This window comes from Seonamhaeicola sp. (assembly GCF_028281565.1).
Taxonomy (GTDB): domain Bacteria; phylum Bacteroidota; class Bacteroidia; order Flavobacteriales; family Flavobacteriaceae; genus Seonamhaeicola.
Window position 1 is genome coordinate 280,971 of the sequence record NZ_JANQJQ010000043.1, and the last position, 12,938, is coordinate 293,908.

A 12,938-nucleotide genomic window follows, 5' to 3' on the forward strand; every position below is an offset into this window, starting at 1 on the left:
TCCTATATTTTGTTGGTTTAACACTGTATTTTTTTTTGAAACAAGTACTGAAATATTTCGGATTTCATTAATATTTTTTGAAAGTCCTAAGCGTTTAAAAGGTAAAAGAACAGGTCCTATAATGTTTTCACTGGTTTATATACAAAGGCTTTGATTAAAGAATAGCTCTATTTTAAGTTTTGTTTTTTTTCTATACTTAATGTGTAATAAAAAATAGATGTTTCGTGTAAGATTCTTACAGATTGTATACCTTAAGCAGATTTTCCAACCTGGCTGCACTATCAGAAAGGCCTCCAATACGGTTTCGTTTCAGCCAGATCCGTTTATGCTCCTTAATAATGTTTTCAAGCTCAACTGCCAATGCTTCACGTTTAGATTTGGAAATATCTTTTGTCAGTTTGCTTTCTGTTTGTAGTTGTGCAATTGCCAAATTACAGGAATGACGCAACAATGCTGCGGCTTGTTTTACTTCATCAATATAAAGTTGTTTGTCACGGCAGCCCATTTTAGATTTTTCAATTCGTGAAACAACGTCATCAATAAAACCAATTGTATTTTCGAAATAACCGGTATCATGATACTTATATCTTTTGGATGTAAGGTTATGGTCGTGCAATAGCCAATTTAAAAATGAATTATTGTGTATATTGGGTGTGCCAGTTAGCTTATATACATTGCCCAGGTCATATATTACTTTTCCCATTATACCTGTTTTGTCATCAAATACAAATAGGTCCAATGCCTTAGTGATGTTTGTGTTTTTGTTTGTTTTAACAGCCCAGTTGACCGCTGCTCCATAAGCATATGCAGGCAAACATGAAGTAAAAGGTTGCCAATGGCCGCCATCTCCCCAGTTGGTATTTAGATATCCGATTGCTCCATGCTTTATTCCATTTTCAGCAGCATTCAAAAGGTTTGTCATAGCGTTATCTGTTCTCCCTGATATGGAATTCCAGGATGAAGTTCCTGGGCAAACATAAAATGGCACACCTGATTCCTTAAATTTTTGACACTGGTCATCAAATGGATGATTCGCCTCATATCCCCAGACCATGGCCGTGATGTTGTCTGGTAATTCCTGAATCAGTTCGGGCTTATGAAGGATGATATCACCCCAGAATTGCATTATCTTATCATGTTTTCTTACCAGATTGTGTATGTCGTGTAAAAAATCGAGATATACCCTGCTATTTCCTTTTTGTTCGCAAGCCTGTTTACTTTTACCATTACCAATTTGAGTCTCATCACATCCAACATTGACCTGTTTACTGCTAAAATGGGGAAGGAGTTCATCATACATTTCTTCCAGCAATTTAATCGAACGGGGTTCAACCGGACAGATTGTTCCTCCTCCGGATACCTCAGCAAGGTGTTTGTATTCCGGATGTTTCAGCCACCTTTCCATATGTCCGAAAGAATTTTGATTGGGAACCAGCTCAATATATCGCTTTCTGCAGTATTCATCCAGTTCCAAAATTTGCTGGGCGGTCATCGGACTTGCATCTTGCCATACTGTTTTATGATTTCGATAAGCAAAGGTGTGTTCAGTATAAAGCTGTAATTGATTAAGTTTCCAACTGGCCATCATATCAACAAGTTCATATAACGATTCCATAGTTGGGACTTTGTCGCGGGCCACATCTGTCATAATCCCACGGTTAGGAAAATCCGGCCAGTCATTTACGGTCAGGCATTTTAGTTTCCTGGGTTCAGCTTGCTGGCAGATTTGCTTCAAAGTTTGGACAGCATAAAATGCACCGGCAGGAGAATTGGCAACTATTTCAATTTGATTTGGTTTGATGGAAAGTTTATAACCATCCGGCTTTTCAACCTGTTCCTTATCAATAAGAATCGAACCTGCTATTTGAGTTCCCTTTGCTGCAGTGATTTCAATTGAATAATTAGCAGATTGCAATGAACTAACTGCAATTTTAGCTGTCTTTAACAATTCAGGATAAGATTTTGAATCAATCCATAGAAATTTAGCATCCTTTGGTTTAAATATCCCGCTGGAATAAGAGACTTGTTGTGGTGCTGGTAAGAAAAAATATTCACCATATCCTTTTGTGGAAAAGGCAAAGGAAAAAGTTGAAAAAAGAATTATGAAAATAAAACGCTTTTCTAATCTAAGTTTTGGTTGATTATTCATAGTCTTCTTTTTTGAATTAAGTGGTTATTTGTTGGTTTAGGTCATATACCTGATTAAAGAGTCTATCAAAACATTTCATTTTCATTGTGTAAAATTGATAAAGTTTGTTGAAATCTTATTCGCTAAAAAAATCAGTAATTTCGCAAAAAGTTTCAAATAATGACAGATGTTAATGTTTTTACTGGAATTACTTAGCAAATATGAGCAAGGTTAATTATGAGTTTGAGATATACAGGATTTCGGTACCTGTTGAAAGTATTACCGGTGTTTGGGAATTTCACAGACCCTCTAATTTTAAGTATCTGTGCTATTCATTGCCAGGTCACTTATTACACCTAGTCACAAAAGGTTCTTATACCGTCCGAATAAATAGCCGGGTGTACGAGGTTAATGAGGGTGATGTTATCTATTATTATGAGTCCGAAGAAGTTGAATCAATTGGAAATGAAACGGAGGTTACTTTTTATTCTGTAGGGTTTCAGGCTTCAAAACTATCTCCGTTATCTATTGAAAACAGGGTTTTTCAATCTACAAGTGGTATGCAGCTATCTTTTAAAAGATTATTTGAAGGATATTCTTCATACGAAGCCAAGCCAAGACCATATAAGACTTTTGCTGCCTTAATGGATATTTTAAGCGGTATTAATGAACTTTATAGGATGTCACAGGATAAGGATGAAGAAAATGAAGAATTATGGTGGGCATTGGAAAGACGTATTCGGGAGCAAAAGATGTTTAGACCATCGTTGAGTGATCTTTCTGAGATTGCCGGATATAGCAGGGCCACAGTTATTCGATCCTGTAAAAAAGTAACGGGGTTAACACCTCAGAGTCGCATGCAGATAATTAGAATGGAAGAAGCTAAAGGACTTTTAAGTTTTGCAAACCTTAATGTATCACAAGTTGCGGAATATCTTGGTTACCCCCGCATGCATGAGTTTTCAAGGGAGTTCTCAAGATATTTCGGAAAACCTCCCAGTAAATTTCTGAAAAAATGAATTGTAAAGCTGGTTAACGAATAAAAATCATTAAACAAAAAACTTTTAGTATAATATTTCTTCAAGTGTTAAAATAATTGTACTCATCCCTATTAGGTTCATTCCAAAATTCCATATCGTTATTGGTGCTGGGAATAAGTGTGGCTATGACATACTTTTATTGATCTTTTTGAAAGTAAGGGGCCTTGCCAAAGCATTACTTTCAAAACCATATTTGGCCAGTAATTTTTGAATTTTCTCCTTGGTTTTGGGAGAAACTCCGGGTCTGTTATACAAAACCCTGTCAACGGTTTCTGGATAAACATTGGCCTCTTCAGCTATATCTTTAATTGTTTTCAATTGTTCTTAAATATTCAAGTCTAAATTGAATCAACTTTTTTCTGAAAAATTTAAATTTTATAATGTGTGAAGTGTGCGCACTCGTATTTTTCACAAGTTATTAATTTTAGTCAAAACTAAATACTTTTTTAAGGTCTAAGTATCTACTGAATATCACACGCAAATTTTGAACTTTTACCTCTCGGGGTCACGAATAAGTCAACGAAAAGTTGAAATGAAGCAAGTTCAAAATAAACGAGCTTGCTTTTTTATTTTGAGTGCAGTCCTTGTTTCTTTTGTGGGGATTTACTTTAACTACTTTGGTTTTTTTATATTTGGATGGAATTAAAAACAACTTCAATATTTGATCTCAACTCATTTTTTTTGTGTAAGATGGCTAAGAAGCCTTTGCAGGTTTAAGCTTTGTACGTTTATTACTTTATTTTGTATTGTTACAGCTAATTCACAACAGGATAGTCTTGAAGTAGAAAAACTTTATAAATTAGGTTTAGATAGTCTGAGGATAAAACCTCAAGCCTCTATTCGCAGCTTTGAGGATGCTATGAAAATAATTGATTATAGTATTCTTACAAAGGAGAAGCATAACAAGTATTTTTTATTAAAAAAAGCGCTGATATTAGATAAACTGAGCGACTATTATAGAAAGGATACAGAATATGTGGAAAGTCTGAAAGCTATTCAAAGAAGCTTAAAAATAAAAGAGGATATAGGTGAGACTTACACATTACCCATTACTTATCGTGCTTTTGGAAGGCTCTACCTCCATAATAGGGATAGCATTAAGGCACTTCAGTATTATAGTGATGGGTTAGAACTGTCTAAGCAATATAATAATGCTGAAGAGCAAGTTTATGCTTTAAATTCTTTTAGTTCATTTTATCGTGTCTATGACGACTTTGAAAAAAGTGAACAATATGCAAAAAAGGCGTTGAATTTTGCAGACTCTATAGATTTCGATATGGGTAAATCTCGTTCATTACTTCAATTAGTCACATGTGAATTAAGAAAAAAAAGCTACTCCTCTGCTGTTTCTTATTCTGAAAAGAACATAGAATTATGTGAAAAGAATAATGATAAAATTGGTCTTGAAATGAGCTTTAAAGATCTAGGTTACATTTACAGAAAGATGAAACTACCTAAAAAAGCCATTTTATATTATAAGAAATCTCTTGATTTGGTAATTGAATTAGGGCTTGAAGGCTATATAGCCAATCGTTGTTTGTCTTTAAGTAATGCTTATAATGATCTTGGAGATTATAAGCTGGCTTTTTCTTATTATAGGGGTTACAAACGACAGCAAATAAAAGATATGAATGTAAAGAGTATCAAAGAATTTGCTCAATTGGAAGCCAAATATAATTATCAAAGGCAAAAAGCAATTGACAGTGTTCAGTTGATGGAGAAACAAAGGGTGAAAGAATCGCATCTTTTGCAGGAAGCATCAATTAAGTTTTGGAAAATTGTATCAATTATTACCGGCGTTTTTGGTATAATGTTGGCATTGACCATCTTTCTTTTACGAAGAAGAAAGGAACAAATTAAAATAAGTAAGCTTGAAAATGAAATACTGCAAAAAGAAATAAATTATAAACAAAAGGATATTTCAGATTTTGCATTAAATCTTTCCAGGATTCATAAGTGGAGAGAAGAGCTATTACTTTATATTGAAAAGTTGAAAAAATCTGAAATTATAAAAGAGGATGCAGATTTTAAAGCTTTAGAAAGAGTGGCTTTAGAAAAAGAACTTATGGATACTAATATGGTGAATCTTCAAGATAAGGCAGATGTCATTAATACTACTTTTTATGAAAAACTGCACAATAGATTTCCGACACTAACCAAAACAGAAGCAAAGCTTTGTTCTCTAATTCGTCTAAATATAGATAATAATGAGATCGCAATGTTACAGAATGTAGCAATAGAATCGGTATATAAAAGTAGATCTCGACTTAGAAAAAAGCTTAACCTTTCTCCCAAAGACGATTTAAATACATTTTTAATCCGATTATAGCTTTTTAATTTATTTAATTGAAAATCAATATTGTAAAGAAATCATTTTGGGATTTGTACATGATCTGTACATGATTTATACATATTTTGTACATGTCTTTTTTTTAATTCCGCTATATCTTATAAGTAGTTTTGCTCTGTCAAAGCTAAATGTAGTAAATGTCAGTATGTGTTCTTTTTAGTAATAATCAAAATAAGAAGATCAAAGGAAACTTAATCGAAAAAACAAATCCTACTTTAATTTATGACAAACTTCCGTATAAGACATAAAAAATGGAAAGATTATAAACTAAGAACGAGATAACAACTTAAATGACAAACTAAAACTTAGTAGTAGATATCTAGACAGGTTATGCCAAATGGGCACGGCGAAGTTTAATATGAGGGATTAATAGCAAGATATGACTGATAAATAAGGCTGTGCCATTTGGATAACCGATAATTTTAAGATTAAATACTGTGCCTTAGCAACTAAAGAGTATCAGCCTTGATAAGCTCCTGAACTTAAAAACAAAATGAAAATCAGAAATATTGCCCTAATTTTATTGCTGATTTTGATGGATCAGCCATTAATGTCCCAAACACCTTCTTTTTGATATTACTGATGGGTTTGATACCGGACTCTACTTTATCAATGTTCTAACAAAAACAGGAACAGAAGCCTTGAAAATAGTGAATTATTAATATATTTAGATTAAATACTTGATAATATCGCTAAAGTAAAGCGGGTTAGCCCACCATTCAATGAATAGATATTTAAAAATGAGGAAACTACTAACTATATTATTATTACTCACTGTAATTTCTGTTTATTCTCAAAAACAATATGATATTGGGATCCTTTTAGATAGGAGAACAGAAGGGTTAACGCCTTTATTGCTCCAATTACAAGACCAGATCAAAGCTGTTGTTGGTGAAGATGCGGACATTAACTTCCCGGATAAAAATATATTAACAAATGATTTCAACCTGCAAAAAGCAGAGCAAAATTATAATGTATTGCTCAATAATGAGGTGGATATTATTTTGGCATTTGGTGTAGTAAATAGCGAGATTATAAGTAGTCAAAAAGAGCATGTTAAGCCAACCATCCTGTTTGGGGCAGTAAATAAAGACTTTAATGCCATTGACCTTTCTAAAGAAACCTCTGGAATCAAGAACTTCACCTATCTTATTGAATCAGAATCTTTTTCAGACGATTTTAAGACGTTTAATGAGCTAACTGATTTTTCTACACTTGGTATTATCATTGAGCAGCCTTTAACTGACTTTCTTCCGCTTAAGAACGTGTTTGATGAAGCGTTTAAAACCTTGCAGGCAAATTATAAACTCATTCCTTTTGATACAGTTACCGATATCACTTCCAATCTTGATGGCGTAGATGCCGTTTATATGGCCGGAGGTTTTTTTCTCACAGAGAATGAGGTTAAACAGCTCGCTTCAACCTTTATAGAGAAAAAGTTGCCTTCATTCACAAGCCTCAGTGTAGATCAGGTTAAAAATGGGATTATGGCAACACATCATTCCGATGAGAATTTTGATCAATTTATGCGCCGAATAGCACTCTCAATTGAAGGCTATATCAATGGTACACCTTTAGCGGATATGCCGGTTTTTATTGATTACAATCAGAGGTTGACAATAAATTTCAATGTTGCGGAACAAGTCAATGTTCCAATAAAATACAGTCTTATAAATGACACGGATTTTGTTGGGAATATGGAAAACACTATCGCAAAACAGAAGTATGATCTTTTGCAGGTTATTGATGAGGTTATTAATAGGAACCTGACGTTAAAATCAAATCAAATGACTGTGACATTAAGCGAACAGGATGTAAAATCGGCCAAAAGCAATTACCTGCCAAACTTAAGTGCCAATACCACCGGAACTTATATCGATCCTGATATTGCAGAATTCGGCCAGGGCCAAAACCCGGAGTTTTCAACTGATGGTAACATTACCCTGCAACAAACCATTTTCTCAGAAGCTGCAAACGCCAATATTGCCATCCAAAAAGCATTATTAAAAGCCCAGGAAGCTAATTTTAACGCCTCCCAGCTTGACGCCATATTCGATATATCCAATGCTTATTTTAATGCCTTGATACTCAAAGCCAATGTCCAGATCCAAATGCGAAATCTAAACCTAACGAAGAGGAATTTGCAAATAGCCGAGCAGAATTATGAAGCCGGAGAGTCTGGTAAATCAGACATGTTGCGTTTTCAAAGTGAAATGGCTCAGAATACCCAAGCCATGATTGAAGCCATCAATGGTTTGGAACAAAGCTTTTTAGTAATTAATCAATTGCTGAACAATCCTCTGGATACCGAAATAGATATTGAAGACACTGAACTGGGTAAAGGCATTTTTGAACAATATAACTATGATGAGCTTACCAGTTTATTGGATGATCCAAAATTACGAGAGCCCTTTATAGCCTTTTTGGTTGAAGAAGCAAAACAGAATGCACCGGAGCTAAAAGTCTTGGATTATAATCTCAATGCTACAAACAGACAAGTAAAGCTCTATGGGACAGGGCGTTTTTTACCATCTGTGGCTTTACAGGGGCAGTATAATCGCAATTTTAGCAGAAGCGGTAAAGGCAGTACATTGCCTTTTCCCGGATATCCAAATGACAATTATAATGTAGTAGCTAGCTTATCGATTCCTGTTTTCAACCAGAACACCAATAATATCAACAAGCAAATTGCACTCATTCAAAAAGATCAATTGCAAATCAATAAAGAGAATACACGATTGGCTATAGACGCCAATATAAGAAACGGTGTTTTGAACCTTATTAACCAGATATCCAATATAGAGCTATCAAGAGTGTCAGAAGCTTCGGCCAAAGAAGCATTGGAGCTAACGCAAACCTCTTACAGCACAGGTGCGGTTACAGTTATTCAGCTCATAGATGCCCAAAACAATTACCTCAACGCACAGTTGGCCAGCATGAATGCTACCTACAATTATTTGATTAATGCATTACAGTTAGAACGCTATTTGGGTTATTACTTTGTGCTGAACTCAGAAGCAGACAATGCCACGTTCAGACAGCGTTTTTTAGAATTTATAAATCGTAGAAATTAAGCTATAATATATACACTTTAAGAACAATGAAACAGTTAAAAACCATCAGCATTGTATTAATGAGTTTAATCCTGGCCTCATGTTCTGAGAAAAAGGAAGAAACAAAAAAGAGTATTCGTCCGGTAAAATATCATGAAGTCGGTTACTTAGATGCGGAAAAAATCAGGACTTTTAGTGGAACAGCTCAAACCGAAAGGGTCATTAATCTGAGCTTTAGAAGTAGTGGGGTTATTACCGACTTCAACATAAAGTTAGGACAAGAAGTAAAGAAAGGAGACCTGTTGGCCAAGCTGGATAATGTACAGGCCCGATTGAATTACCAGAGTGCTGTATCGTCAATGAACAGTGCAGAGTCACAGATGAATACAGCTAAGCTTAGTTTAGGCAGAGTCCGTTCTTTGTTTGAGAAGGGGAGTGCATCACTCAGTGATTTTGAGTCAGCAAAAAACGCATACAAGACAGCAAAAGAGAGTTTTGAATCTTCAAAAAGAAGTGCTGCCATCCAACAGGAGCAAGTAAGGTATGGCTACCTCTATGCCCCGGAAGATGGTATTATTGCTGCGGTATATTCCGAAATCGATGAAAATGTAAGCCCGGGACAAAACATTGCCACTCTTAATGCCGGCACCGATATTGAAATTCTATTGGGTATTCCCGAAAGTGCTATAAATGGTGTAAAGGTAGGAATGGATGTGAAAGTAGATTTCACTTCAATTGCCAACGCCACTTTTAATGGGAAGGTCACGGAAGTTGCGCCTGCTGTAGATGCCAATATAGCTACTTATCCGGTTCGAATAACCGTTAGCGATCCTTCGGATGATGTAAAAAGTGGTATGGCGGCAAACGTGTCTTTTGATTTTGGGAGTGAAATCGTAAACACCGAAAAAAGATTAGTAGTGCCCGCACATGCCGTTGGAGAAGACAGTAAAGGCCATTTTGTGTTTTTAATTGAAGGTAGCGGAGACATTGCTAAAGTGAAAAAACAACGGGTAACTATTGGCAGTTTAACTACAAATGGGTTTGAAATAACATCCGGATTAACTGCCGGGCAAAAAATTGCTACGGCAGGACTACAGACATTACTTGACGGGCAAGAAGTGAAACTTTAATAAATCTAATAACCACCAGATGAATTTGGCAAAGTTTTCAATAGAAAAGAATCGAATTACCTTTATGGTGCTCATCACTATCGTACTGATGGGATTGGTGATGTATACAAGTTTGTCTAGAGACAGTATGCCGCCATACACAGTTAGAGTTGCCGGTGTGGTATCCCAATTTCCGGGAGCAGGACCAGAGCGCGTAGAGCAATTGGTAACAGATAAAATAGAAAAAGTAGCGCAAGAGCTTCCTGAACTTAAAGAAGTAAGCAGTACTTCAAGATCAGGATTGTCTGTGGTCAATGTCACGCTCAAAGATGAGGTGCCCCCGGAAAAAATGCAAGCTGTTTGGGACCGATTGAGAAGAAAACTGAATGCGCTGGATGGCCTCCCTCAAGGGGTGCATCCCTCTTTAAATGATGATGGTGTTGGGGATGTTTATGGCATTGCAATTGGCTTAATATCAGATGGGTATTCTTACGCTGAAATGAAAGTTTACGCCGATGCTATTAAAGATGATCTCATAAAATTACCTGAAGCCGCTAAAGTAGAATTAGGAGGCGTACAGGATGAATACGTGTTTATTGAGTTTGATAATACACGATTAAAGGAATATGGTCTATCCGCTTCCATGCTCCAACAAGCCATTTCGTCTACGAATATCCTGAATTCCGGAGGACAGATCAACTTAGGAGATGAGCGTATTATATTGGAACCAACGGGGAATTTCAACTCTGTTGAAGACATTAAGAATATGCTTATTTCCGTTGGCTCTAATAATACAAGTCAACTGGTAAAGCTTGGAGACATTACAAATGTTATCAAAGATTACATAGATCCTCCAACCCAAAAGGTACGTATCAATGGCAAGGATGCCATTTCGCTTCATGTCAATCTCAAGGAGAATTCAAATGTTATTGTTCTGGGCGAGGATGTCAACAAATTGGTGGAAATTTGGCAAGAGCGTCTGCCCATTGGTTTGGAACTGGCCAGGGTCTCCTCAATGGATACCTATATCAATCTAAAAGTAAATGATTTTATTGTCAATCTGCTTCAGGCAGTGGGCATTGTTTTATTGGTCATGCTCATCTTTTTGGGGACCAGGACAGGCTTGGTCATTGCAAGTTTAATCCCAATAGTGACCATTATGACCTTGATGATTATGGGTTTTATTGACATGGGACTTAACCAGGTAACTTTGGCAGCCTTAATTATGGCTTTGGGAATGCTTGTGGATAATGCCATAGTGGTTGCAGAAACCATAATGGTAAAGATGGAACAAGGTATAGGAAAAAAGCAAGCAGCTATAGAAGCATTTTCAGAACTTTGGATGCCTTTGTTAATTTCTACATTGACTACATCAGCTGCATTCCTGGCCTTTTATTTGTCTCCGACCACAATGGGAGATATTGTAGGGCCAATATTTGTGGTTATTACAATAGCCTTATTGTCCTCATGGATTATTGCCCTTACCGTAGTGACTATGTTTTGTTATTTGTTTTTGAAAGTTCAACCAAAAGGAGAAACCAAGGAGCGTTTTATTGATAGAATCATCAATACGCTTAAGGGCTATTACAAAGACTTAATCTTAATAGCATTGTCCAATAAATGGAAGGTGATCATTGGTATTTTTCTGGTGTTCTTTGCCTCTCTGTATGGCTTTACTAAAGTTCCTTTTGTGTTTTTCCCGGACAGTGATCGCAACATGATCACTATTGATATTAACCTCCCTGAAGGAAACAGAATAGAACGTACCGAAGAGGTGGTAAAGCTTGTGGAGCAATACATGGCAGATTCACTTCAAGTGAACGACACAAGAACTGCAGGGATTACAGATTGGTCATCCTATATAGGGGAAGGCCCGGAATCCTATGACCTGGGTTATAGCCCGGACGAGGCAAACTCTAATTATGCGCACATTTTAGTGAACACATCTTCTTTTACGGAAAATAATAGATTAATTTCTGAAATTGATCATTTTACATTCAATAATTTTCCAAATGCAGATATTAAAGTGGGTTCTTTAGCCTCGGGTGGAGGAGGTACGCCGATTGAAATTAAAATTTCAGGAAGTAGTCCGGACGAATTATCTCAAATTTCAGAGGAGATTAAGCTAAAGCTGTCATCTATAGCAGGAACAAAAAATGTAAAAGATGATTGGGGCCCAAAGAGTAAGAAGTTTTTAGTAGAAATCGATCAAAACAGGGCCCAAACCGCAGGTGTTACCAGTCAGGATATTGCCACATCCTTACAGACGGTTTTAGATGGTTTCCAGACCGGTGAATACAGAGAAAATGACAAATCAATTCCAATCTTGATGCGAGGTGATCACAATCAGCAGCAGTCATTAGCTTCGCTCGAAACCTTAAACGTCTATTCGCAAAATACGGGAAAAAGTATTCCATTATTGCAAGTGGCCAGCATTGTACCGCAATGGCAATATGCAAAGATCAAGCGATTGGATTTACGCAGGACCATTAATGTTACCAGCGAGCTTAGAGCGGACGGTAACGCTTCAGCCATTACCAATGAAATTACCCCCTGGTTAGAAGCGCAAAAACTGAATTGGCCCACTGGTTATCGCTACGAATTTGGTGGAGATGCCAAGCAATCTGCTGAAAGTATGGGATCTGTGGTTGGGTTTTTGCCAATTTCGGCTTTTGTGATTGTACTGTTGTTAATCATACAATTCAATTCATTTAGGAAAATGAGCATGGTGGTATTAACCATTCCTTTAGGAATTATAGGAGTGGTTATAGGTTTATTGGTGTTCAATGAAGCTTTTGGGTTCATGCCATTTTTAGGGCTAATATCATTGGCCGGCATTGTGATCAATAATGCGATCGTACTCATTGATCGCATGGAAATTGAACAACGTGATATGGGGCGGAAAGAACAGGATGCTGTAATTGCAGCTTGCTTACAACGATTCAGGCCCATACTCTTGGCAACATTTACAACCGTTTTAGGGTTAATACCATTATACCTCTCCGGAGGAGAAATGTGGGAGGGTATGGCCATAGGTATCATGGTTGGCTTGTTATTTGGCACTATAATCACACTGTTGTTTATACCCGCACTGTATAGTGCTTTGTTTAAAGTAAGTTACAGGGATTACGTTTTTAACGATGCGTTGTTGGAGGGCTGGTGATCAAAAATATTTACAAGGGACGCTTTGATTTTTTTTGTGCCCCAGCTCACGATACTTGCTAAGCTTTAAGGGATCAACGTAGTTAATCCCTCCAT

At 36.4% G+C, this 12,938-nt stretch carries 7 protein-coding genes; 5 read left to right on the plus strand and 2 right to left on the minus strand.

Going from position 1 to position 12,938, the window contains the following annotated elements:
* Positions 1-235: 235 nt before the first annotated feature.
* Complete coding sequence (locus Q0983_RS18475) at positions 236-2,149, minus strand: family 20 glycosylhydrolase (protein ID WP_299556392.1); 1,914 nt, start codon at positions 2,147-2,149, stop codon at positions 236-238.
* Positions 2,150-2,349: 200 nt separating this feature from the next.
* Between Q0983_RS18475 and Q0983_RS18480 the strand changes: the two genes are divergently transcribed.
* A complete protein-coding gene (locus Q0983_RS18480) occupies positions 2,350-3,147 on the plus strand; it encodes an AraC family transcriptional regulator (protein ID WP_299556394.1) in 798 nt (265 codons plus the stop codon).
* A 144-nt stretch (positions 3,148-3,291) separates the two neighbouring features.
* On the opposite strand, the gene Q0983_RS18485 is transcribed toward Q0983_RS18480, so the two are convergent.
* On the minus strand, positions 3,292-3,486 hold the full coding sequence (locus tag Q0983_RS18485; protein ID WP_299556396.1) for a LacI family DNA-binding transcriptional regulator: 195 nt from the start codon (positions 3,484-3,486) through the stop codon (positions 3,292-3,294).
* 343 nt (positions 3,487-3,829) lie between these two features.
* Between Q0983_RS18485 and Q0983_RS18490 the strand changes: the two genes are divergently transcribed.
* The 4 genes from Q0983_RS18490 (at position 3,830) to Q0983_RS18505 (ending at position 12,843) form a co-directional block, all read left to right on the plus strand.
* On the plus strand, positions 3,830-5,497 hold the full coding sequence (locus Q0983_RS18490; RefSeq protein ID WP_299556398.1) for a hypothetical protein: 1,668 nt from the start codon (positions 3,830-3,832) through the stop codon (positions 5,495-5,497).
* A 761-nt stretch (positions 5,498-6,258) separates the two neighbouring features.
* Positions 6,259-8,592, plus strand: coding sequence for a TolC family protein (locus Q0983_RS18495; RefSeq protein ID WP_299556400.1), 2,334 nt, complete (start codon positions 6,259-6,261; stop codon positions 8,590-8,592).
* A 26-nt stretch (positions 8,593-8,618) separates the two neighbouring features.
* On the plus strand, positions 8,619-9,701 hold the full coding sequence (locus Q0983_RS18500) for an efflux RND transporter periplasmic adaptor subunit (protein ID WP_299556402.1): 1,083 nt from the start codon (positions 8,619-8,621) through the stop codon (positions 9,699-9,701).
* Positions 9,702-9,720: 19 nt separating this feature from the next.
* Positions 9,721-12,843, plus strand: a complete 3,123-nt coding sequence (locus tag Q0983_RS18505) for an efflux RND transporter permease subunit (RefSeq protein WP_299556404.1) — start codon at positions 9,721-9,723, stop codon at positions 12,841-12,843.
* The last annotated feature ends 95 nt before the right edge of the window (positions 12,844-12,938 follow it).

Bases quoted from the DNA above. Each gene is read 5' to 3' on its own strand.
- Q0983_RS18505 (WP_299556404.1), top strand. From the start codon at position 9,721: ATGAATTTGGCAAAGTTTTCAATAGAAAAGAATCGAATTACCTTTATG.
- Q0983_RS18480 (WP_299556394.1), top strand. From the start codon at position 2,350: ATGAGCAAGGTTAATTATGAGTTTGAGATATACAGGATTTCGGTACCT.
- Q0983_RS18495 (WP_299556400.1), top strand. From the start codon at position 6,259: ATGAGGAAACTACTAACTATATTATTATTACTCACTGTAATTTCTGTT.
- Q0983_RS18475 (WP_299556392.1), bottom strand. From the start codon at position 2,149: ATGAATAATCAACCAAAACTTAGATTAGAAAAGCGTTTTATTTTCATA.
- Q0983_RS18500 (WP_299556402.1), top strand. From the start codon at position 8,619: ATGAAACAGTTAAAAACCATCAGCATTGTATTAATGAGTTTAATCCTG.